Origin of the sequence: Bacillus cereus group sp. MYBK30-2 (assembly GCF_051915945.1) — a bacterium.
GTDB classification, from domain to species: Bacteria; Bacillota; Bacilli; order Bacillales; family Bacillaceae_G; genus Bacillus_A; species Bacillus_A paramycoides.
The window spans coordinates 1,675,594-1,699,416 of the sequence record NZ_JBQAFR010000001.1 but is presented as its reverse complement, the minus strand read 5'-3'; the positions used below and the strand labels follow the sequence as shown (position 1 = coordinate 1,699,416).

Genomic DNA, 23,823 nt, shown 5'->3' with positions numbered 1-23,823 from the left:
TAGAAAAACTATCATTATAGTTTTTCTAGACGTTTTTTGTTTATATGGAGATGTGATACAGTATAAGTGACAATGGAATTATATAAAGTAGGTGAAAATGTGTGAAGACAAATGTACATAAAATTGATAAGTGGGGGAAGTTAGGGGCTTTTTTGTATAAATTTCGTTATACAGTAATCGTAGCATTAATAGTATTAGCGATAGCGCTCGGTATTTTTGCTCCGAAACTTCCAGGAGTATTAGGTGGTGATGGTTTCCAAACAGAAGGAGATTATCAAAAGACGAAAGAAATTTTAGATAAAGATTTTAAGCAGTCTCAGGATACACTTTTACTCGTTTTTGAGAAGAACAAGGATGCTTCACATGAGCAGTTTCAAAAAGGTATAGAGGGAATTATAAAACATATTCAAGAGAAAGAAACATATGAGTCTTTCCATCATCCAATAGAAAATAAAGAGATGCTACAAGATGATATCGGTTATGCGACGATTTTATTTTCCGGGAAAACAAATAAAGATCGAATGGAAAAGACATTGCAATTCGCTGATGAAATCAAGAAAGAAAGTAGTGCAGTATTAAAAGTAACACCGACAGGGTATCCGAAAATTAATCAAGAGATTAATGAAAGAACACAAAATGATTTAAAAGTAGCAGAGATGATCGGTTTACCTATTGCTTTTCTCGTACTATTATTCTCATTTGGTAGTCTGCTTGCGTCTATTTTACCGATTTTAAATGGGCTACTAAGTGTAATTAGTACGATGGGGATTTTATATTTTATTGGCGTTGATAAAGAGTTATCCATTTTCGTGTTAAATGTTGCACCGATGATTGGGCTCGCATTATCAATTGATTTTGCACTGTTATTTGTCAATCGCTTTCGAGAGGAAGTTGCGAAGAGAACAGTGAAAGAGGCAATCGCGATTACGTATCAAACCGCGGGACGAGCTATCGTATTTTCAGGGTTATGTGTATTCGTCGGTTTATCCGGTTTATTTTTCTTTAAGATAGACTATATTCAATCTGTTGCCATTAGCGGGATGATTGTTGTCATTATGAGTATTTTATTTTCACTCACACTCCTTCCTGCACTGTTATCTTTAATCGGAAAAAGAATATTAAAAAAGAATCAGGTAGCACCTACTCCATCGAATGTATGGCGTAAATTTGCGCAGTTTGTAATGAAACATCCAATCGTAATGATTGTTGCTGTTACAACATTTATTGTTATTTGCTTATTACCACTACGTACAGCTAATTTGCAGTTTCCTGGTGTCGAAGCATTACCAGAAAAGAGTGATACGAGAGTTGCATTTGAGAAGTATGAAGAAGCCTTTAATAAGACTGTCAAAACACACGCCGATGTTACTTTAGTAGTAGAGACGAAGAATGATATAACAGAAAAAGAAAGCTTACAAAAGGTAGAAAATGTTGTTCAAAAGTTAAAAGATGATAAGCAAGTATATAAGGTGACAAGTGTATATAACGAGCTAAATGGAATGAAAGCAGATCAAGTTGCGGGAATGTTACAATCACCGGAAGCGGCGAAAATAGCTCCTGTATTTGAAGCGTATACGAAAGGGAATAAGACGACTATTCAAGTTTTCCTAGATACAAAACCACGTACGGAAACGGCTAAACAATGGGTTCGTGATTTCAAAAAGAATTATAAAGAAAACGATGTTACTTATTATTTAGGCGGAATGACAACGTTCCAACAAGAGTTAGAAGATGAAATTAAAGATAAAGTTGCAATTGGTATGTCTGTTATATTTGGATCAACCTTTGTTATTTTATTATTCGCATTCCGTTCTATACTCATTCCAATAAAGGCGATTATTATGAATGTACTTAGTTTAAGTGCAACAATTGGAATTGTTATTTGGTTATTTGAAGGTGGTCATTTCGGATTAGATGAGAGTTCAGTTCTATTTGTTTTGCCAATCTTCATTTTCGGTCTCGTATTTGGACTAAGCATGGATTATGAAGTATTTCTTATTTCACGAATCCATGAGTTATATGAGGAAACAGGAGATAACGATCAAGCAACGCTAGAAGGGCTTGTCTCGACAAGCCGCATCATTACGTCCGCTGCTTTAATTATGATTGTTGTTACTGGTGCGTTCGCCTTTACTGATATTTTACCAGTAAAGCAGATGGGTATTGGTGTTGCGTTAGCGATATTTCTTGATGCAACAATTATTCGACTTATGCTTGTACCAAGTTTAATGAAATTGTTTGGAGATTGGAACTGGTGGTTACCATTTCGAAAGAAAAGAGAAAAATCATCGTAAAAAATACTCATCTATAAGATGAGTATTTTTTTATGAATAGCAAGGCCTATATTTTGCAAATAGTATGTGATAAGAACAATACATACAAGTAGGTGAAGGCAATGTTTCGTTATTTTAAGTTTAAGCTAAATGATACGGTACAGTTTGCTGAAAACGATGGGCATATGTATCGCATTGTCGGTTATCGGTTAGAAAAAGGGTTTTATCCAAAAGATGAATGGACTCATATTATATATGAGTTGCTTAGAGAATTTGACGGGTATACGATGGATGCGGAAGAGGAGGAACTTGTAAAGGTTATTCAAGTAGAGGAAGAATATTACAAAATACAAGAAGTATCGGGGTATCGTTATCCAGTAAAAATGAAGCAAAAACAGCAAGTTATGAAAGTAGAGAAGATAGACGACTTATTAGATACGTACAACGACTATAAACGATTGGCGGATTTCTTTAAAGATTTATCGTATGAACAAAAAGCTGAAGAAGTGTTGCAGGAAATGAAAAGGATTAGAGCGTAAAGGACAGTCTATTTGTAGGCTGCCCTTTATTTTTGACGGTGCATCATATAGTGTTTTCCGTTACAATAGGGGAATCAATAGAAATAAGGTGATATAGTATGGAAACGAAGAAAAAGGGCGAATGGTGCGAAATTACGGTTCCAGCGATATGGAATGGTATAAGCATTGAGTCGTTGTTAAAAGTAGAATGGGAAGTACCAAAAAAGTTATTACATCAGCTTCGTATGGAAAAAGGCGTTACAATTAACGGCGAACAGAGGAGATGGAGTGAACTTTTAAAAGAAGGAGATAAGTTGCAAGTTCATATGTTTATGGAGGAGGAGTACGGCGTAGAGCCGGAATACGGTGAATTAGATGTAGTGTTTGAAGATGATCACGTAATCATTGTAAATAAGCCGGAGCAAATGGATACGCATCCTTCTGAAAAAAATGGGACGGGAACACTTGCAAATCTTGTTGCTTTTCATTTTCAAATGCAAGGTTTAGAGACGAAGGTTCGTCATATTCATCGGCTAGATAAAGATACGACAGGCGGAGTTGTATTCGCGAAGCATAGAATAGCTGGTGCGATTATGGATCGTCTATTAATGGAACGAAAGATTAAAAGAACGTATACGGCACTTGTTGAAGGGAAAGTAAAAAAAAGGCAGGGCACAATTGACGTGGCCATCGGAAGAGATCGACATCACGCTACAAGGCGCCGCGTATCTGAAAAGGGTGACCAAGCTATAACATATTATAAAGTAGAGAAATATTTTAAGAAGCAAGATACTACCCTTGTAACGTTACAATTAGAAACCGGTAGAACTCATCAAATCCGCGTTCATATGAGCTATAATGGAAATCCATTAGTTGGGGATGTATTATACGGTGGACAAACAAAATATATGCCCCGTCAAGCGTTGCATGCGATGAAAATTAATTTTTTGCATCCAATTACGAAAGAAGAGATCGAAGTTGAAGTACCGTTCCCTACAAGTTTAAACAATAAAATGAAAGAATTTCAAAGAACAAATGCGTAAAATGTAAGTTTTACATTGAGAAAGGTAGATTTTTGCAGGGATTTCTCTAAAAGAGGCGAAGCCGTAAAGAGAAAAGAGAGGTGAGAATCACTTGGTCAAATATAAATATATACTAGGAATATTTTTCGCTTGTCTTTTATTTACTCTATGCCTCTATCCATATTTATCAAGTCGCATGGCAGTACATTGGAACGAGAGTGGTGTGCCAAACGAGTTTATGAGTAAACAAGTTGTTATATTATTTATTCCTTGTCTTATTATTTTCTTACATGGATTAGTGTATATTATTTCACATAATATATATAAGTTTAATAAAGGAGAGCAGTTCATTATAAGTGGATTTATAAAGAGTATTACTTTATTTATGTTGTTTATCCATATGCTCATTCTCTTGATTAATTTAGGAAGTATTATATCCTTTCAAACAGGACTAACAATTGGAATTAGTATGTTTCTTTTTATGCTTAGCAAAGAGTTTAAAAAGGCGAAAGGTACTGAGAAAGAACCGATTAAATTACAAAAAATTCGTTTAGTTAGTAGACGAATCTTTCAAGTGATGGCATGCAGCATATTGTTGTCGTTATTTTTGAACTTGAAGTGGGGATTTTATCTGTTAATTAGTGTAATAAGCTGTGGGTCTATTTTGTTTATGTTCTACATTTTATACGCATACATATTAGAAAGCTATGAAACATAGAAAAGAGTCTTCTAGGAGAAGACTCTTTTTTTCTATTTACTTCGTAATAAATTGTTGTGTCCAGTAGTTTCCGCTTTCTACATAGCCAACACCGATGTGAGTGAAGCCGCTATTTAAGATATTTGCACGGTGTCCAGCACTGTTCATCCAAGCTTGTACAACTTCTTCTGGTGTACGTTGACCTTGGGCGATGTTTTCGCCCGCAGATTTATAAGAAATACCAAATTTCTTCATCATGTCAAACGGAGACCCGTATGTAGGACTGTTATGATCAAAGTAGTTATTCTTTTGCATATCTTCAGACTTAATACGTGCCACTTTGCTTAATTCAGTATCGATTTGTAATGCTGGTAAGCCTTGTTTTGTACGCTCTGCGTTTGTTAATTCAACAACGCGTTGTTCGAATTCGCTTAAAGATTTTGCTTCTTCAGCAGGCTTTTGCTCAGCAGGTTTTTGTGTTTCGTTTTGATTGTTTTGTGTACCGTTATTTTCAGTAGGTTTTTGAGCTTCTGGTTTAGCTGTTTCTTCAGCAGGCTTTTGTTCTACAGGTTTTTGTTCTACAGGTTTTTGAGTTTCTGGTTTAGCTGTTGGTTGTTCAGTAACAACATTTTCAGTAGGCTGTTGACCAGGAATGAAGCAACCTTGTTGGAACTGTCCTTGATTCCATTGTGCTAAAGATTCGATTCCCATAGATTGTAAGAATGCTTGTAATTCTTGTTGGCTCATTTGCTTCATAACAACTCTAGAATGCTGAATATTTTGAACCTTTATGTTAGATGGTTGTACTGTTGCAGCTTGTGCATCTAAAGACGATACTCCTAGAGTAAGAGCTGTTGCAGCAGCTACAGATAATAAAACACGCTTTTTCATGATGTGTGTGTCCCCCTATGTAAAGTTTTAAATTGTTTTCACACGATTTGTTTTTGACAGCCTGTCCGACTGACAAATTTATCGTAGCATATAATTTGCAAGAAAAAAGATGGAAAAAAATTCATAGACTTAAAATTTACCTAATTTATCCTAGAGTGGTAGAGAAGAGGAGAGAGGAGAAAGCTAGAGTATAAAAGGAATTTTCCGCATTTTCAGCCTTGCTAAAAATGGAGATTTTTTGGATGAAGTTTCCTATATGAAAGAATGAGAATCCTATTGTATCAACGGTTCATGTGTTTTTTTGAGGAATATACTGGATTGTTTTTTACAAAACTGTAATGTTTTTGTTGTTCTTTTTTATTATAAAGTAACATATTCTTAATTTTGTAGCGGACAAAAAAGCGGCTATCTCTTTACATAGACGAAAGAGATAGCCGTTTTCCTATTGTTACGTATGTTACGAGTTATTACGAGTTGGTTTCAATTGCTTCTAATAATAAGTCTACAATATGAATGCCGCGCATTTTATGAGAGAGTTTTTCACGTTCAATACCTAGTTTCATTTGTAATAGACACCCAGGATTTGCAGTAACAATTGTCGCTGCATCTGTTTCATTCACACAGTCCATTTTGTAATCTAGAAATTCCATTGATAACTCTGAATGAACAATATTATAAATACCAGCAGAACCACAGCAACGGTCCGCATCTTTCATTTCACGATATGTTGCACCTTGGATGGCCTCAAGCAACATACGAGGTTCAGAAGATGTTCGCATAACATTACGTAAATGACAAGAGTCTTGGTACGTAATAATTTGCGGCGAAAGTCGTAAATCAGTTCGCTTATGGAAATCTAGTTCTACTAGTATAGCAGTAATATCTTTAATTTTAGAAACAAACTGCTTTGCGCGCTCTGCCCATTTAGGATCATCTTTTAATAAATAATCATAATCTACGAGATAAGCTCCGCAGCCACCTGCATTCGTAATGATATAATCGATTTGTAAATCTTCGAATGCTTGTATATTTCGTTTTGCTAATTCTTTTGCACCACTTTTTTCACCAGCATGCCCGTGTAATGCCCCGCAGCAACTTTGTGTTTTCGGAATAACGACATCACAACCGGCAAGCTGAAGAAGTTTCATCGTTGCGTTATTTGTTTCTAAAAACATCGTATCCATTAAACAACCAGTGAAGAAAGCAACTTGTTTTTTCTTTGTAATTTCAGCATGTAAAAATTCAGGACGATTTTTCATTTCTTTCATTTTAGGAGCTTTCGGTAAGACAAGATCCATTGTTGCCAGTGTTTCAGGGAATAGCTTCATAATCCCCGTTTTATGTGAGAGCGTCTGCAAACCAGAGCGTTGATAAAATCCGATGAGCCCAGTTAATGTTCTCATACGGTTTTGATGAGGGAATAACCCTTCAAATACTACTTTACGAACGGCTTTCACTGGCATTGAGAATTTTTTATTTTGATTAATAATGTCGCGAGCTTCTTCTAATAAATGTCCGTAATTCACACCAGATGGACAAACAGGTTCGCAAGCGCGGCAACCAAGGCAGACGTTTAATGTATTTTCAACATCTTCGTCTGGTTCAATTAAGCCATCAACGACTGCTTTCATTAAGGCGATACGTCCGCGTGGTGAGTGTGATTCTTTATATCCAGATTGAATGTAAGTAGGACAAGTAGGTAAACAAAAACCGCATCGCATACAATTTAATAGTTCATCTTCATTTAATCGTTCTTTAAATTCCTTTTGAATTTTCTCCTTATTTAATGTTGTCATCGCTCAACCACCACTCTTTTACGAGAGTCTTTCGCGAACATTTTTCCAGGATTCATAATGTTATTTGGATCAAAGGCTTGTTTAATACCTTGCATTGCAGCAATACCTTCTTTACCTAATTTCATTTCTAAATATGGAGCTTTCATCGCACCAACACCATGTTCACCAGTAATCGTGCCACCAAGCTCAATCGCTTTCGCAAATATTTCAGCGAAAGCTTGCTCAGCTCGGTGCATTTCTTCTTCGTTACGGGCATCTGTCATACAAGTTGGATGTAGGTTGCCATCACCAGCATGCCCAAAAGTACAAATAGGAATATTATATTTTTTTGCAATCGTATTAATTGCTTCAACCATTGGAGCGATTTGTGAACGTGGTACAGTTGCATCTTCTAATATTGTTGTAGGTTTTAGTCTTGCAAGTGCAGACAATGCACTACGGCGTGCTGTACGAAGCGCATCTGCTTCTGCTTCATCTTTTGCAACGCGAACATCAACCGCATTCATGGTGCGGCAAACGTTAGCCATTTTTTCAATATCACGATTGACGACTTCAGGTGGACCGTCTTGTTCAATTAATAAAATTGCTTTTACGTCAGTTGGTAAACCGATTTGTGCAAACTCTTCTACAACTTCAATTGTCGGTTGATCTAAAAACTCAAGTGTCGCTGGAATGATTTTATTTGCAATAATGGAAGAGACAGCACGTGCAGCTTCGTTAATATCCTCATATAGTGCGAGCATAGTTTTCTTCGTTTCAGGCATAGGAACAAGTTTTAATATCGCTTCTGTTACAACACCAAGTGTACCTTCAGAACCAATAAATAAACGAGTTAAATCATAACCAGCTACATCTTTTGCTAATTTACCACCAGTGCGAATGATGTCGCCATTCGGTAAGACAATTTCAAGCCCCATTACATAATCACGTGTTACGCCATATTTTAAACCACGCAATCCGCCCGAGTTTTCATTAATATTACCGCCAATTGTAGAAATTTTCATAGAGCTTGGATCTGGTGGGTAAAATAATCCTTTTTCTTCTACTGCTTTAATAATATCAAGTGTAATAACACCAGCTTGTACAGTAATTGTTAAATTCTCTTCGTCAATTTCCAAAATTTTGTTCATATGGCGGAAAATAAGGACGATACCGCCTTCTAATGGACACGTTCCTGCACAAAGGTTGGTTCCAGAGCCACGAATATATACAGGGATCTTATGAGTGTTACACACTTTTAACACTTCGGCTATTTCATTTGTATTGCGAGGAGCAATGACTGCATCAGGCATCGCTTGGAAGTTTGGAGTGGCATCATAACTATAAGTTAAACGCCCCATATTGGATGTATCTACATTATTTTTGCCAACAATGGATACGAATGAATCAATAATTTGCTGTTCTAACATTAGAAATCCCCCTCAAACTGTTAACGTATTTAGTAATAATAAAAAACGTTGTAACAGTGCTTTCATTATAATGATAAAAAAGTAGGGGGATTCTTTCTATGGTTAATTATCTAAAGATTAGTCTGTTTTCTCATTCTTTTTTGTATGATTATCTAATAATAGAAGTGCAAAGTACAAAACGTTTAAATCTTTAAATTGTTTAGGGTCAAGTCCTGTATGTTCCTCGATTTTTTTTAATCTATAATGCAGCGTATTAATATGTATATGTAATTTTTCTGCTGTTTGTTTATAAGATTGGTTGTAATCAATAAATAAGTGCAAAGTGTGCATAAGCTCATTAGATGATAATAAGTTTTCAATTGTACGCTGGAGAAATTCTTTCCGAGTTCCAGTAGAAATATCTTGTAAGCACATCTCTAAACGTAAATCTTCATTAAATACAATTCCTTTTGTTTCAAGGGAAACAGAAAGAGCGCGTAATGCTTGTTCATATGATACATTCATATCGCTCGGGATAACTGTTTGTCCAATTCCGATATATAGTGTGATAGAAAATAAAGTTTCACAGTCTTGTTTTAACCGTTTTAAAAATTGCAAGGTTTGCTCTTTGGATTGCATTGTTGTAAATAAAATAAACCGATCATTTCCCCAGCGAACAAATAAATCTTCTTTTGCTAAAATGTTGCGCATATGTTGCCAAATTTTACGCTGGAGCATCGTATTATCTTGGGCGATTGATAATAAAATAAGTTGTTTCTTTTTATATAAATCAATGCCAAGCGTTTTTGCACGATCAAGAAAACTTGGAGACCAGTCTGTGCTTTGAAGCCAATCAAAAACAAATGCTTCATAAGAACGTTGCTCAAGTTCTAGTTGCTCTAAGAAATAATTTTCGTGAATTAACAATTCGGTCATTTTGCGCAATATTTCTCCGTATTGGGAAATATTTTCAGGTTCCCCTGTAATTCCAATGACACCGATTACTTCGTCATGGAATAGTAACGGGAGATTCATCCCAGCCTTCACGCCTTGCAAACGTCGTTCATCATCTTTTGTAATAATGACAGTTTTCTTTTGTTTCGCACAGCGGAGCGCCCCTTCGTGAAATTGACCGATTCTTTCCGCATCTGTACTTGCGATAATAAATCCTTGTATATTAATGATAATAATGTTTTCAGTAATTAGTCTGCGTACTTCACGTACAATTTTATTTGCTAAATCAGGAAAAAGCATAATTTGCACACCTCAAATTCTATTTGTTGTACATTATATATGTAAGTTTATTAATAATGGAAGATTTCACATTTTCCACACATTTATTTGTTATTTTACAATTATAACGAAATCATCCGAAGATGGAGGGAATCTTTTGAGAAAGTATTTTTTTCTTCTCTGTTTTTTATTTCTATTAGTAGGGTGCCAAGGAAGTTCGTATACACCAATTGCTAAAGATAAAAGTGTTATTATAACAACTAATATAAAAGAAGGTAGTATTAGTTTTATTAATAAAAAAACAAAGAAGCTAATAACAACATGGGAATTGAATGAACCGATTACGGGGGTTACACTACTTCGAGATGGTGAGGACATACTTGTTTATGGCAAGCAGTTAGAATATATGTATGTATACTCACTGGCAGAAGGAAGACAAGTAGACAAATACAAGACGGGAAAAGGAATTGCTAATGTTATCGCATCAGAAGATGGAAAACAATTATTTGCTGCCGATCAAAATGAACAAAAGGTAAGGTTCTTTACGGCAAAAGGGAAAGAGATGGATAGTGTTTCAACAGGAAAAGGACCGTTAACGATGGTAGAGCATAATAAGCAGTTATCTGTATTAAACTTTTATGATACGAAACTAACGACAATTGATACGAAGAAAAAAGAAGTTATACAATCCTTTATGATTCCGCCGGCATCAACAGGAGCAACGGTTAGTGCTAATGGGAAAGAAATATGGATTGGCGGACATGGTGATGGAAATCAAGTGAATGAGAAAGTATTAGTGTATTCTTTGCAGAGTGGAGAGATGGTACGATCTTTACACGCTCCGTTTATGCCTGTGAATATAACGAGGGATGATAAGTACGTATATGCATTAAGTCATGGTTCTAATACGCTTAGAAAGTTTGATGCAAGTACGTATCAAGAGGTAGGATCTACAGAAGTAGGATCTAATCCATTTGCATTTTTGAAAAGCGGTGCAGAAGGATATGTAGCTAGTTATGATAGCGATGAAGTATGCGTAATGGATATAAAGAATATGAAAATAAAACAAACAATTAAAGTCGGAAAAGGGCCGTTTCAGCTCATAGAGAGAGAAGGGAAAGGAAAGGACAATGAGTAAATATAGAGTGCTAGTTGTAGATGACGAAAGTGATATGAGGCAACTTGTCGGTATGTACTTAGATAACTTCGGATACGAGTGGGGAGAAGCTGAAAATGGGAAAGAGGCTCTCCAAAATTTAGAGACGGATCATTATGATTTCGTTGTATTGGATATTATGATGCCAGAGATGGATGGGCTTTCAGTTTGTAAAGAGATTCGAAAAACGTCAGATGTACCTATTATATTTTTAACTGCAAAAGGTGAAGAGTGGAATAGGGTGAACGGCTTACGGATGGGGGCAGATGATTATATTGTAAAGCCATTTAGTCCCGGTGAACTAATTGCTCGTATGGAAGCTGTTTTAAGAAGGTATACAAAGCAAGAGCAGCAAGAAGAGGTTCAATTTGGACCGATTCTTATAAATGAAAAAAGTAGGAGAATCGAGACGAATGGAGAGTCGATTTCTCTTACGGTAAAAGAGTTTGATTTACTATATTTTCTTTGCCAACATAATGGACAAGTATTTAGTCGTGAGCAATTACTTGAAAAGGTGTGGGGATATGATTATGCAGGAAGTACAAGAACAGTAGATACGCATGTGAAAACGATGCGTTTGAAGCTCGGAGAAAGTGGAAACTACATTCAAACAGTTTGGGGTGTAGGCTATAAATTTGAGGTGTAACGTATGTTTACGATGGTACAAAAGCTTTGGCTTACAGTAGTATGTGCAGTATGTGTAACAGTCTCCTTTCTTTATTTTGTATCTTTATACTCGTATGAAAAGTTATACGTCGATAATTTAAAAGATTCATTAGTAATGGAAGGAAAGCGTCTCGCCACGCAATATGATAAACGTGAAGGAATATCCACTTTTGAAGAGAAAGTAAGGGCATATGATCAAATATCTAGTTCAGACGTCCTTTTTGTGTATAATCCACGTGATTTAAGTGCTTGTTTGCCTTTTGATGTGCACCATCATTCTCTTATAAGTGAAGGAGATAGACAAGCGCTACTAGATGGGAAAACTGTGACAAAGATAGGATATGAAGAGCATTTTGATCGTAATATTATGGGTGTTGTCATCCCTGTTTTAGATAATAAAAAATTAGTTGGAATTGTATACTCTTATATTCCTTTAAAAAGTATAAAAGACTTGATATTTGATATGGGTCTTATTTTAGCGCCGTTAGCAATTACAATGATTTTAATTACGATATGGGTTGGTAGAAAAATTATTATTGCGATTACGAAGCCGCTCTCACAAATGGAACGGGTCGCGAATCATCTTGCTACCGGAGATTTCTCAGAGCGGATTACGATTTCTTCAGAAGATGAGATTGGACGATTGGGAAAAGCATTTAATAAAATGGCAAATTCTTTAGAGGCAGAAGACGTAAAGCGTAAGGAGTTTTTAGCTAATGTTTCGCATGAACTTAGAACACCACTTAGTTATATTAAAGGATATAGTGAAGCCATTTTAGACGGTGTAGCAAAAGGGCCGCAGCAGGAAAAAGTAACGCAGCTCATCCATAAAGAAGCAGATCGCATGCAGCGACTCGTTCATGATTTATTAGATTTAGCACAATTAGAAGGTGAACATTTTCCTCTAAAGAAGCAACCTATCGTTTTTTCACAGCTTATTGAAGATGTACTAGATACTTATGAGTTACAATTTATAGAAAAAAAGATTCGTATTTCAACGGATTTAAATCCTGAAATTATCGTAATGATTGATGAGGATCGTATGCAACAAGTACTTCACAACGTGTTAGACAATGCGATACGGTACACAAATCAAAACGGGGATATCATAATAAGCTTAGATAAGAAAGATGATTATTGTGAGCTGAAAATAAAAGATACGGGAATAGGTATTGATATAGAGCATTTAGAAAATCTTGGTGAGCGTTTTTACCGAGTAGATAAAGCTAGAAGTCGTCAGCATGGTGGAACAGGTTTAGGTCTTGCTATTGTAAGGCAAATTGTTCATATACATGATGGACAGTGGAGAATAGAAAGTGAAAAAGGTAAGGGAACGACAGTTATTATTAAACTAAAAGTACAAGATGAGGAGAGCATGTTCTAACTTTGGGGACATGCTCTCTATATTGAGAGTTAATAATTGCACGGAAAGATATTAATTAATATCCAATAAATATTAAGAATTTGACTATTTTATGAACAAAACATTTGTACTTCTTATTAATTCGTTCTAAAATAGTTATGGATGCTAAATTCTTATAAATCGTTTCAATTGTTGTTTGGAAGATACTGAGGTGATTTAACTGGAGTACAAATCTATTAAACCGAAAAAAATTTACGAAGAAGTATCTGAAGCTATTTTAACAATGATTAAAAATGGCACACTAAAACCTGGTGACAAACTACTTCCTGTTCATCAATTAGCCGAGCAGTTTCAAGTTGGTAGATCTGCTGTTCGTGAAGCGCTAAGTGCGCTAAGGGCAATGGGCTTAATTGAAATGAAGCAAGGAGAAGGTACATATGTGAAGAATTTCGATTCTTCTTCATTAACGAAATCATTAAATAATAGGTTGTTAATGAAGAAAGAGGATATTTTGAACTTATTAGAAGTACGAAAGGTGCTTGAAGTGGGGGCAGTTCGAGCAGCTGCGGCAAAACGTACAGAAGATAATTTACAAAATATGAAGCATTGGTTAGATGAAATGGCAAAGAGCGTTGGAGATGAGAAAGCTGGTGAAAAAGCAGACTTTCAGTTCCACATGGGAATTGCACAATCTTCACATAATAACATCCTACTTGAACTCATGAATCATGTTTCAGAAATGATTGCTGAAACGATTGGTGAATCAAGACGCATTATTTTATATGGTGAACAAACAACAGCAGAACGACTTTTAGAAGAGCATCAAGTTATATATGATGCGGTGTTAAAGCAAGATGTGGAATTAGCACAGCAAGCAATGCTAGATCATTTAACAAATGTAGAACATATTGTCATAGGTAAAAGCGATATAAATTCGTAATTTAATCTTTTAAAATTCCATTTTTCTGATAAAATAGAGAAAGATTGAGTAAGCGTTTTCTTTAGAAGAGGGAGAGTTAGGCTATGGTTGAGCCTATTTCTTCTTTGTAAGTCATCTGATGACCATATGATTGTTGGCGAAGTTGTAATGAGGGGGAATAATAATTATGAAAGTTACTTTATTTGTTACTTGTCTAGTCGATATGTTTGAAACAAATGTCGGTAAGGCAACAGTAGAAGTATTGGAGCGTTTAGGTTGTGAAATTGAATTTCCAGAAGCACAAGTTTGTTGTGGTCAGCCTGCTTATAATAGCGGCCATGTAGAAGCAGCAAAAGAAGCGATGAAACATATGATTGAAACTTTCGAAGATGCAGAATATATCGTTACGCCATCCGGTTCTTGTGCGACAATGTTTCACGAGTATCCACATGTTTTTAAAGATGATCCGAAATGGGCAAAACGTGCACAAAAGATAGCTGATAAAACATATGAATTTACACAATTTATTGTAGATGTTTTAAAAGTTACAGATGTTGGCGCAAGTTTACCTGGGATAGCAACTGTTCATAAATCTTGTCATATGACACGTCTGCTTGGAGTAAAAGAGGCTCCAGGAATTTTATTATCAAATGTAAAAGGATTAACTGTAAGAGAACTACCAAACGTACAAAATTGTTGTGGTTTTGGGGGAACGTTTTCAGTTAAGATGACACCTATTTCTGAGCAAATGGTAGATGAGAAAGTTGATAGTGTTATGGAAACAGGTGCTGATTATTTAATCGGTGCAGATTGTGGGTGTTTGTTAAACATTGGCGGACGTATTGAGCGTTTAGGTAAAGAAGTAAAAGTAATGCATATTGCTGAGGTATTGAATAGCCGCTCATGAAGGGGGAACATAAGCTATGTCTATGAAAATCAGTGAGAAAAAATTTAATGATCGCGTAGGCGATGGAATTCAAGATTCGTTTATGCGCGGGGCTGTATCATCTGCACAAACGCGTTTATATACAAATCGATTAAAAGCAGCGGAAGAATTAGGAAACTGGGAAGAGTGGCGTGAACTTGGTGAACAAATTCGCCAGCATACGCTAGAAAATCTTGATTATTACTTAATGCAGTTAAGTGAAAATGTTTCGAAAAGAGGCGGTCATGTTTACTTTGCGAAAACGAAAGAGGAAGCAGCAAAGTATATTCAAGACGTTGCGAAAAAGAAACAAGCGAAGAAAGTTGTAAAATCAAAATCAATGGTAACTGAAGAAATTAGTATGAATCATGCGCTTGAAGAAATCGGTTGTGAAGTGTTAGAGAGTGACTTAGGAGAGTATATCTTGCAAGTAGATAACGATCCGCCTTCACATATTATTGCGCCTGCACTCCATAAAAACAGAACGCAAATTCGTGATGTGTTTAAAGAAAAACTTGGATATGAAAATTCTGATGATCCATACGAAATGACAAAGTTTGTTCGTAAACAACTTCGTGAGAAATTTATGGATGCAGAAATTGGAGTGACAGGTTGTAACTTCGCTGTTGCAAATACTGGCTCTCTTTGTTTAGTAACAAATGAAGGTAATGCCGATCTTGTTATGTCGATTCCGAAAACACAAATTGCAGTAATGGGTATGGAACGTATGGTTCCGACAATGGAAGAATTAGATGTTTTAGTTGGTTTACTATGTCGTAGTGCAGTAGGTCAAAAGTTAACAAGTTATGTAACGGTAGCAGGACCAATTCAAGAGGAAGAGGTAGATGGGCCAGAAGAGTTTCATTTAGTCGTTGTTGATAATGGCCGATCTCAAATTCTTGGATCTGAATTCCGTCAAGTGCTGCAATGTATTCGTTGTGCTGCTTGTGTTAATGTATGTCCTGTATATCGTCACGTTGGTGGACATTCATACGGATCTATTTATTCAGGACCAATTGGTGCAGTATTAACACCACTTCTAGGTGGATATGATGATTACAAAGAACTTCCATATGCATCTAGTTTATGCGGAGCATGTACAGAAGCTTGTCCAGTAAAAATTCCATTGCATGATTTATTGTTAAAACATCGTCAAGTTATCGTTGAACAAGAAGGCCGTGCCCCACTTGCAGAAAAATTAGCAATGAAAATGTTTAGCATGGGTGCTTCTTCAGCAGCTTTATATAAAATGGGATCGAAAATGGCACCGGCAGCAATGAGTCCATTTACATCTGGTAACCGCGTATCAAAAGGTGTTGGACCACTTAAAAACTGGACAGATATTCGTGAATTCCCGGCGCCAAGTAAAGAACGATTCCGTGATTGGTATAAAGATCATAAGAAAGGCGGGGATAAATAATGACAGGATTAATTCAAAACCGTGAGTCCTTTCTAGATAATATCGCAAAAGAACTCGGACGTGGGCGGAAGACAGAAGGTGTAGAACGTCCAGTATGGAAAAATAATGTGAATGAAGAAACGTTAAAAGATTATTCACAAGAAGAATTGTTAGAAGTATTTAAAAATCAATGTACAAACATTCATACAACTGTTGTGGAAACGACAAACGACCGTTTACGTGAAGATATTCAAAAAGTAATCGTTGAAAACGGCGGGGGACCTATTATATTATCAGCAGACGAACGTTTTGATTCATATGGATTGACTTCTTTATTTAAAGAAGAGCTTCCGAAACAAAATGTTGAAGTAAATGTATGGGATCCTGAGAAAAAAGAAGAGAATATGCGTTTAGCGGAAAAAGCGAATATCGGTATCGCATTTAGTGATTATACTTTAGCTGAATCTGGTACGATTGTTGTACAAAGTCATAAAGGACAAGGGCGTTCTTTGCATTTTTTACCAACTGTATACTTTGCTATTATTCCACGTGAAACACTTGTACCTCGTATTACGCAAGCAGTTCAACATATGAACTCTCGTGTGGAAAAAGGTGAAGCAGTGGCATCTTGTATCAACTTTATAACAGGACCAAGTAACTCTGCAGATATTGAAATGAATCTTGTTGTCGGGGTACACGGACCATTAAAAGCAGTATATTTCATCGTATAAAATAGGGGAAAGCAGGCCGGAAAACGGCCTGCTTTTTTAATAGAATAAAGATAATATGAAGTAGAAGTTCTCTCCTTTTTTTGCTATGTTCTTTTGGAAAGGAGAGGAAGGGATGTTCACTTATTTATATGCATTGTTAGCAGGGATGGTGTTTGGTTCTTTCTTTATGGTGATTGCGATGAGAGTTCCAGTAGGTGAATCTATTATTACACCGCGTTCATATTGTCATTACTGCAAATATACGTTAAAGCCAAAAGAACTTATTCCAATCATTTCATTTTGTATGCAGAAAGGGCGTTGTACGAATTGTAAAAGAAAAATCCCAAGTTTGTACATAACATTTGAACTTGTTACAGGGAGTTTATTTTTTCTTACTGTATATGTAATTGGGATTGAACGAGAGCTCATCATCATTTTATCGCTTCTTTCTTTACTACTTATTATTTCAGTTACAGATTTTGTGTATATGTTAATACCTAATCGTATTTTAATTTGGTTTGCATTTTTGCTTATTTTAGAATGTATTTTTGTACCATTAGTTACTTGGATAGATAGTATAGCTGGTAGTGGAACTATATTCATTTTATTATATTGCATGCAAAGGATTTATCCAGATGGTCTTGGCGGAGGTGATGTGAAATTACTTTCGTTACTCGGATTTATAATAGGAGTGAAAGGTATTTTTATGACTTTATTTTTAGCATCTTTTTTTAGTCTTTGTATTTTTGGAATTGGTATAGCATTAAAGCGCATAAAAGTAAGAACCCCAATTCCATTTGGTCCTTTTATTAGCCTTGGAGCAATATGTTATGTGTTGGTTGTATATGCAAAATAGAAAGGAGCTAGAAAATGAATGTATATATGGATGATCAAAGAAGTTGTCCGTTCGGATATGTTTTGGCAACTACAGTAGAATCTGCGTTACAATTTGTTCGGAGTAATAAGATAAACATCCTTTCTCTTGACTTTAACATGGGATGGAGGCAAAAGAGCGGATTAGATTTTGTAGAAGCCTTTTGTACGGAAGGTTTATATGTTAATGAGATTCACCTTCATACAAATGATGTCATCGGTATGCACCAGATGAAGAAGAGAATTGAGAAAGCGAAAGAAAAAGGGGAAATTCATCCTCATATTGTCGTTAAATATGTAGGGAGTTAAAAACTCCAAAGTAAAACTTTGGAGTTTTTAATGTTTCACATGAGCTTGTAAAGGAATGATTTCCTCTGTTTGAGCGGCTACTAATTCAGTTTCTTCTTGCTTAACATCAGGTGCTTTCTTTGTTAAGTAATGATATACCATACCGACAAATACCGATCCGCCAATAATGTTACCAAGTGTAACTGGAATTAAGTTATGAATAGCACCCGCAAAAGAAATTGTATCAGGATGTGGTGATACTAAAGATAAAGCAAACAGTGATAAGTTTGCAATGCTATGCTCGTAACCAGATAAGAAGAATGTGAAAACGAGCATCATCATCATCATTATTTTTGCTGTATCACCTTTTACTTGAGAAGGTAAGAAGCAAGCAAGACATACGAGCCAGTTACATAAAATCGCTTTAAAGAATAATTGCATTGTAGGTGTATTCATCTTTCCTTCAACTACTTTATTCATTAAGTGACCATGATCAATTGCTTGGAAAATTCCAGTTGCGTAAAATAGTAAGGCAAAGAATAAAGCGCCAGCTAAGTTACCTGCATAACAAGCAACCCAGTTGCGAAGTGTATCAGAAATAGTTGTTTCTTTTCTTAAAGTTGCCACTGTAAAGTACATTGTATTGCCAGTAAATAACTCAGCACCGCCATATATAATAAGTACGAGAGCAATTCCGAAAAACATGGATTCAGCTAAATAAGTTGCTGGTGAATTTGCAATGTGAAAAAAGTTACCTAATTTAAAACATAGTACAATAATAAAACCGATATAAATACCAGCAAGTGCAGCGCGAATGAAATATTGCATTGGATTTGTATCTAGCATTTGCTTTTTGCTCTTAGCCAGTTTTACAACGTAGTCTAATCCTTGTTCTAGCATGAGTAATACGCTCCTTTAATACATCGTCTATAAATACTCTTTATATGAATAAAGTACATGGATTTGTTCTCAGTTTCAATAAGTTTGTTCAATGTTTCACAAAAAGGACATACATATACGGAGGAAGCGCTTACAAAAGGCAGTATAATGGAATTTTTTCTAAAAATAGTGAGGAGCTTGAAATGAGAGAAAAAGAAAAAGCGCTATAATTACAGCGCTTTTTCGTCTAAATTCTTTTCGACTTTTACTTCTACCTCTTTTGAGAAGAACCAACCGCAAACTGCGATTCCGACTAATACGCTCCAGAATGTAAGTTTCCACGGAGTAGATTCTGGGAATGAGTGCGGAAGGACACCTAAAGCAGGGTGTGCTAGCGTATAAACTGCTAATTTCACACCAACCCAACCTACAATTAAGAATGCTGCCGTTTCAAGTCCTGGTTTACGTTTTAATATTTGTACGAAAGCAGATGCTGCAAATCGCATAATGATTAATCCAATAAGTCCACCTACAAAGATAACGACGAATTGCCCAGTATCAAGACTACCAATAGTACCTAATCCTGTTTTCGGTAATGTCATTGCTAATGCAACAGCCGCTAAAATTGAATCGACTGCGAAGGCGATATCAGCAACTTCGACTTTAAATACAGTCCACCAAAAGTTCTCTTGTTTTTTCTCTGTTTCTTTTTCTTCTGTTTCTTCATGTGTATTCTTTTTAACATACGTTTTAAATAAGTGATTACCAGCGATAAACATAAGGTAAATTGCACCAATCGCTTGTACTTGCCATACATCGACTAAGAATGAAATCATAAATAGCGATCCGAAGCGGAAAACAAACGCTCCTGCTAATCCGTAAAATAGTGCTTTCTTTCGTTTGTCTTCTGGTAAATGTTTTACCATAATTGCAAGAACAAGAGCGTTATCAGCCGCTAAAATCCCCTCTAGTGCAATTAGGATGAGTAATACCCAACCGTACTCCAATAATAATGATACATCCATGTACATTCTCCTCTCATTTCTCTAAATTCTAAACAAGTGAAGAATTTCCCCACTGTTTAGATTCCCCATACTCCTACGCATCAACGGTGGAAGGAATTAGTAAAAACAAAAAAGACCTCTGCCGTTGATAGGCAAAGGTCTTGCTAGACATATGTAATGAAAATGCCAACAAAGCCGGAAGAACTATGTTCTACGTAATGACGACTTTGTTTCCAAGAAATATTCTTGGACGCTACTCCCCTTTGGAGATATGTTATTGTATTTTCATTATATGGATAATTTATACGGTTGTCAACCTGTTAAAATATCTTCGTTTGGATATTTTATTTTTCTTTGCTTTTTACGTGCAAATGAAAAAGCTAATGTTAAAGGCCCCATTTTTCCAAAAAACATCATAAAGATAATAATTGCTTTACCGATAATTGTTAAGTGTGGCGTCAAATTCATGCTAAGGCCGACGGTTCCAAATGCTGAAAATACTTCAAAAGCACTCATTAATAAAGGAACTCGCTCAGTAATACTTAGAATTAAAATGGAAAGGAAAATAAACGAAATTGAAATAATGGTAATGGTTAATGATTTGACAATGAGCGTATCTTTAATGGATTTTTTAAACACGACAATATCATCTTGTTCTTGCAAAAATTTAAATACGCCTAAAAACATAATTAAAAAAGTTGTTAACTTAATTCCGCCACCAGTTGAAGCACTGCCAGCACCAATAAACATAAGAAGCATCATTAATAAAAGAGAAGGCTTTGATAATGCAGAGATATCCACAGTATTAAATCCGGCAGTGCGCGTCGAAATCGCTTGAAAATAAGCAGCCATACCTTCTTCAAATGGGGTAAAACCTCTCATAGAAAGTGAATTATGGAACTCGAATATAAAAATAAAAGCTGTAGCAATAATATTTACGATAAGAGTAGAAGTGAGCATAAGTTTTGAATGTAAAGTAAGGTTTTTAAAGTTTTTCTTTCTTTTTATATCTACGATAACTGTAAAACCGATCCCTCCTAAAATAATGAGGGAAGAAATAACGAGATTGACGAGAATGCTATGGGAGTGGGACGTTAAATTGTCGCTCCACACGGAAAAACCAGCATTGTTAAAAGCTGAGATAGAATGAAAAAAGCTGTAATATATTCCTTTGGCAATCCCGTACTTTGGTACCCATTCAAAGGAGAGAAGTAAAGTGGCAATACATTCTACAGTAAAAGAAAATATAAATAATGCCTTTGCAAGGCGAATGATTCCGCCGACATTTGTTTGGTTTAATGCTTGTTGTAATAAAATCCGATTTTGAAGACCGATTTTTCTACCGAGCATAATTGCGATTAAAACGGCGAAGCTCATAATACCAAGTCCGCCAACTTGTATAAGTGTTAAAATGACGCATTGTCCAAACAAGGTAAATACTTTTCCAGTGTCCACAACACCAAGTCCTGTAACAGTACAAGCAGAAACTGTTGTAAATAAGGCATCGAGCCATGAAATAGACGTTGTTGTAGCAATTGGTAATTTTAATAGGCATGTACCGATAATTGACAACATAATAAAAGATAGAGTAAGAACACGGGGAGGACTCATGCTAATGTTAATCCGTTTCATGTTACATATCGTTCCTTTCAATTTGTTCTTACTAGTATGTGAAAAAGCATTATTATGTATGTTAAAAAAGAAAGAGGCAGAGAATATCTGCCTCTAAGCCATATGTTATATGATTATCCACGTAATTGTTGCTGAGCTAAAGCAACAAGACGTTTCGTTACTTCACCGCCAACTGAGCCGTTAGAACGAGATGCTGTATTTGATCCTAAGCTTACACCGAATTCTTGAGCGATTTCATATTTAAATTGTTCAAGCGCTTGTTCTGCACCTGGAACTAGTAATTTGTTTGTTTTTACCATGTTGATACACATCCTTCTTAGTAGTCCAGTTTATCCCACTATTGGCGGGCTGCCTATAAAAGCTCGATTGGTGAAGGCTAATAATCAGTGGTGATAAACAAATTACACGGATTAAAGCTTCACTTTATTTAAGTGCTATATAAACTGGTAACGTTATTTTATGTGGAAACGACGCACTCATACACGGAAGTAATCGGTGTGATTAGAAGTTCTTGGATAGAAAAAAGAGTAGCAAATTTGCTACTCTTTTTTCAGTATTGTCGCTGTACCTTCCACGACAATATCATCGGATTGATTATATATGTTTGTTTGCAATGTAATGATTTTTTTATCATCACGTTTTTTAATAACTTCTGCCACAACGCGAAGTGTATCACCGATTTTGACAGGAGCACGGAATGAAACGTTTTGTGATAAATAAATCGTATTTTTGCCTGGGAGTTTCGTGCCAAGAATGGTAGAAATAAAACTTGAAACGAGCATGCCATGGGCAATACGTTCTTTGAACATTGTCGTTTTTGCAAAAGAATCTAAAATATGAATAGGATTTACATCTCCAGTCAATTTTGCAAAATTGATAACATCCTCATCCGTAATTTTTTTTGTTAGTGATGCTTGATCACCGACTTGAATCTCATCGTAACGAAGCTCCGGAACAGTTTGTGCTTCTTGAAATGGATTCATTTTGTCCTCCTTCTTTTCCATATCGAAAAATGTAAGCCATCTTGATGTAGTAGGAGGAAGAAAGAGTTTTGTTTGTGCTGTAGTTAGTTGCCACATTTTTCTTACTTGATGGAAGTAAATAGATTTTTTGAGTTTTCCTCGAACTGCTTTGCGAGTTCTAGTTGTTTGGACTTGAACTCTCCCAAAAAAACTTCTAACTGTTTTTGAACCTCTTCACGTTGTGACTGTTGTTGCTCGATAAAGTGCTTTGTTGTTTCTTCAAATTGACCGCTAGTTTGAGTAAGAATAGACAAAGATGTTTTCGTAGGAGAAACAGTAAGTTGGTGCATTTGAGTAGAAAGTTCATTCCATTTTTCTTGCCACTCGTTAATTTGATCATTTAAGGAGTTTCCAGTTAATTGCTTCACGTAATCTGTATATTGGTTATTGAACTGAGCGGTGAATTGTTGTAATTCTTTTTCTAGTTCATTTACTCCTGATGTTAATTTATGCAAAGCGTCTTGTTGTTGTTTTAACGTTTCTAAAGTAAGTTGCTCTAATTGTTTCCCAGCTGAAGAGAAGAGGGAAAGAGATTGAGACCAGTTTTTCCAAAATGCATCGACCAATTCGTATGGTTTAGTTTCCATTGTTTGACCTCCAAATGTTTTTTTGCATATTGTGAACGCAGATTACTCTGCTGTACCACCAGGTGAAGATGAAGAATCCTTTTCATCCTTTTCTGGAGAAGTAGTGGCAAATGGAAAGAAAGCGTTCGTATATAACGTGAAAAACGTCCGCAGCATATTTTGGTAATGCTCAAAAGAAGTTGCACATGTTGCTAAATATTTCTCTCCATATTCAGTTAAAGAATAAATTCTTTTTGCTGGCCCTTCTTCGCTTGTATCCCAAGTAGAAGAAATAAGGTTTTCTTTTTCTAATTTGCGTAGTGTCCTATATACATTACCTTGGTCCACAGAAGAAAAGCCGATATCCATTAGCATTTGAATAAGTTTGTAACCATGAAGACTCCAGTCTTTTAGACAGAGAAGTAAGAAGGGAACTAAGAAGTTTTTTGGCATGGAGTTTGGTTGTTTCGTTTGGTTGTTTTCCAAACTTTCGCGTTGTTCTGGTTCATTATGTAGCATGATTGTGCATCACCTCATGAATCAGTTAGATGGAATTTTTTGCTTATAAGTGCAATTTACACCTATCTGTTTTTAATGTCAATA

The 23,823-nt window shown here is 35.8% G+C and carries 24 protein-coding genes and 1 riboswitch; of the genes, 13 read left to right on the top strand and 11 right to left on the bottom strand.

The window, feature by feature from the left end; all coding sequences use genetic code 11:
• The first annotated feature begins 101 nt into the window (after nt 1-101).
• The 4 genes from ACTFQM_RS08975 (at nt 102) to ACTFQM_RS08960 (ending at nt 4,531) form a co-directional block, all read left to right on the top strand.
• Entirely contained in the window at nt 102-2,294 is a 2,193-nt protein-coding gene (locus tag ACTFQM_RS08975; RefSeq protein WP_440034083.1) for an MMPL family transporter, read from the top strand.
• Nucleotides 2,295-2,395: 101 nt separating this feature from the next.
• The gene (locus ACTFQM_RS08970) at nt 2,396-2,812 is read left to right on the top strand and encodes a hypothetical protein (RefSeq protein ID WP_002170941.1); all 417 of its coding nucleotides are present in this window, start codon (nt 2,396-2,398) and stop codon (nt 2,810-2,812) included.
• Between the two features lie 98 nt (nt 2,813-2,910).
• Nucleotides 2,911-3,834: an RluA family pseudouridine synthase gene (locus ACTFQM_RS08965; RefSeq protein ID WP_440034082.1), complete on the top strand. Its 924-nt coding sequence runs from the start codon at nt 2,911-2,913 to the stop codon at nt 3,832-3,834.
• A 91-nt stretch (nt 3,835-3,925) separates the two neighbouring features.
• Complete coding sequence (locus ACTFQM_RS08960; protein ID WP_440034081.1) at nt 3,926-4,531, top strand: DUF1648 domain-containing protein; 606 nt, start codon at nt 3,926-3,928, stop codon at nt 4,529-4,531.
• Nucleotides 4,532-4,567: 36 nt separating this feature from the next.
• On the opposite strand, the gene ACTFQM_RS08955 is transcribed toward ACTFQM_RS08960, so the two are convergent.
• The 4 genes from ACTFQM_RS08955 to ACTFQM_RS08940 form a co-directional block, all read right to left on the bottom strand.
• On the bottom strand, nt 4,568-5,401 hold the full coding sequence (locus tag ACTFQM_RS08955; protein WP_440034080.1) for a CAP domain-containing protein: 834 nt from the start codon (nt 5,399-5,401) through the stop codon (nt 4,568-4,570).
• Nucleotides 5,402-5,868: 467 nt separating this feature from the next.
• Complete coding sequence (locus ACTFQM_RS08950; RefSeq protein ID WP_440034079.1) at nt 5,869-7,197, bottom strand: (Fe-S)-binding protein; 1,329 nt, start codon at nt 7,195-7,197, stop codon at nt 5,869-5,871.
• On the bottom strand, nt 7,194-8,606 hold the full coding sequence (gene glcD, locus ACTFQM_RS08945; RefSeq protein WP_440034078.1) for a glycolate oxidase subunit GlcD: 1,413 nt from the start codon (nt 8,604-8,606) through the stop codon (nt 7,194-7,196). The genes ACTFQM_RS08950 and glcD overlap by 4 nt, the downstream gene beginning before the upstream one ends.
• Nucleotides 8,607-8,723: 117 nt before the next feature.
• Entirely contained in the window at nt 8,724-9,839 is a 1,116-nt protein-coding gene (locus ACTFQM_RS08940) for a CdaR family transcriptional regulator (protein WP_440034077.1), read from the bottom strand.
• 136 nt (nt 9,840-9,975) lie between these two features.
• Between ACTFQM_RS08940 and ACTFQM_RS08935 the strand changes: the two genes are divergently transcribed.
• From ACTFQM_RS08935 to ACTFQM_RS08895, 9 genes are all read left to right on the top strand, one after another.
• The gene (locus ACTFQM_RS08935; protein WP_440034076.1) at nt 9,976-10,956 is read left to right on the top strand and encodes a YncE family protein; all 981 of its coding nucleotides are present in this window, start codon (nt 9,976-9,978) and stop codon (nt 10,954-10,956) included.
• Entirely contained in the window at nt 10,949-11,620 is a 672-nt protein-coding gene (locus tag ACTFQM_RS08930; RefSeq protein ID WP_440034075.1) for a response regulator transcription factor, read from the top strand. Before ACTFQM_RS08935 ends, ACTFQM_RS08930 begins: the two co-directional genes overlap by 8 nt.
• A 3-nt stretch (nt 11,621-11,623) precedes the next feature.
• On the top strand, nt 11,624-13,024 hold the full coding sequence (locus ACTFQM_RS08925) for a sensor histidine kinase (protein ID WP_440034074.1): 1,401 nt from the start codon (nt 11,624-11,626) through the stop codon (nt 13,022-13,024).
• Nucleotides 13,025-13,253: 229 nt separating this feature from the next.
• Nucleotides 13,254-13,943, top strand: a complete 690-nt coding sequence (locus tag ACTFQM_RS08920; protein WP_255300125.1) for a FadR/GntR family transcriptional regulator — start codon at nt 13,254-13,256, stop codon at nt 13,941-13,943.
• Nucleotides 13,944-14,109: 166 nt separating this feature from the next.
• Nucleotides 14,110-14,829 (top strand): (Fe-S)-binding protein, encoded by a 720-nt coding sequence (locus tag ACTFQM_RS08915; protein ID WP_002170952.1) that lies wholly within the window; start codon nt 14,110-14,112, stop codon nt 14,827-14,829.
• 16 nt (nt 14,830-14,845) lie between these two features.
• Nucleotides 14,846-16,267 carry a LutB/LldF family L-lactate oxidation iron-sulfur protein gene (locus ACTFQM_RS08910; RefSeq protein WP_002170953.1) on the top strand — a complete coding sequence of 474 codons (1,422 nt, stop codon included), beginning with the start codon at nt 14,846-14,848 and terminating at the stop codon, nt 16,265-16,267.
• Nucleotides 16,267-16,977, top strand: a complete 711-nt coding sequence (locus ACTFQM_RS08905; protein WP_025150999.1) for a LutC/YkgG family protein — start codon at nt 16,267-16,269, stop codon at nt 16,975-16,977. The genes ACTFQM_RS08910 and ACTFQM_RS08905 overlap by 1 nt, the downstream gene beginning before the upstream one ends.
• Nucleotides 16,978-17,089: 112 nt before the next feature.
• Entirely contained in the window at nt 17,090-17,812 is a 723-nt protein-coding gene (locus ACTFQM_RS08900) for a prepilin peptidase (protein WP_440034073.1), read from the top strand.
• A 14-nt stretch (nt 17,813-17,826) separates the two neighbouring features.
• Nucleotides 17,827-18,138, top strand: coding sequence for a cyclic-phosphate processing receiver domain-containing protein (locus ACTFQM_RS08895; protein WP_025150997.1), 312 nt, complete (start codon nt 17,827-17,829; stop codon nt 18,136-18,138).
• 27 nt (nt 18,139-18,165) lie between these two features.
• Here ACTFQM_RS08895 and ACTFQM_RS08890 read toward each other — a convergent pair whose 3' ends face one another.
• The 7 genes from ACTFQM_RS08890 to phaQ all read right to left on the bottom strand — a co-directional run bounded on the left by ACTFQM_RS08890 (nt 18,166) and on the right by phaQ (nt 23,739).
• Nucleotides 18,166-19,017, bottom strand: a complete 852-nt coding sequence (locus tag ACTFQM_RS08890; RefSeq protein WP_440034072.1) for a formate/nitrite transporter family protein — start codon at nt 19,015-19,017, stop codon at nt 18,166-18,168.
• 209 nt (nt 19,018-19,226) lie between these two features.
• Complete coding sequence (locus ACTFQM_RS08885) at nt 19,227-20,021, bottom strand: TerC family protein (protein WP_025150995.1); 795 nt, start codon at nt 20,019-20,021, stop codon at nt 19,227-19,229.
• Between the two features lie 79 nt (nt 20,022-20,100).
• Nucleotides 20,101-20,274, bottom strand: a riboswitch (yybP-ykoY riboswitch).
• Nucleotides 20,275-20,312: 38 nt separating this feature from the next.
• Nucleotides 20,313-21,632, bottom strand: coding sequence for a TrkH family potassium uptake protein (locus tag ACTFQM_RS08880; protein WP_048369507.1), 1,320 nt, complete (start codon nt 21,630-21,632; stop codon nt 20,313-20,315).
• Between the two features lie 113 nt (nt 21,633-21,745).
• On the bottom strand, nt 21,746-21,931 hold the full coding sequence (locus tag ACTFQM_RS08875) for an alpha/beta-type small acid-soluble spore protein (protein WP_000241212.1): 186 nt from the start codon (nt 21,929-21,931) through the stop codon (nt 21,746-21,748).
• Between the two features lie 240 nt (nt 21,932-22,171).
• Nucleotides 22,172-22,615 (bottom strand): MaoC family dehydratase, encoded by a 444-nt coding sequence (locus ACTFQM_RS08870; protein ID WP_001067911.1) that lies wholly within the window; start codon nt 22,613-22,615, stop codon nt 22,172-22,174.
• Nucleotides 22,616-22,716: 101 nt separating this feature from the next.
• The gene (phaP, locus tag ACTFQM_RS08865; RefSeq protein WP_025150993.1) at nt 22,717-23,241 is read right to left on the bottom strand and encodes a polyhydroxyalkanoic acid inclusion protein PhaP; all 525 of its coding nucleotides are present in this window, start codon (nt 23,239-23,241) and stop codon (nt 22,717-22,719) included.
• Between the two features lie 42 nt (nt 23,242-23,283).
• A complete protein-coding gene (gene phaQ, locus ACTFQM_RS08860) occupies nt 23,284-23,739 on the bottom strand; it encodes a poly-beta-hydroxybutyrate-responsive repressor (RefSeq protein ID WP_440034071.1) in 456 nt (151 codons plus the stop codon).
• Nucleotides 23,740-23,823: the final 84 nt, after the last annotated feature.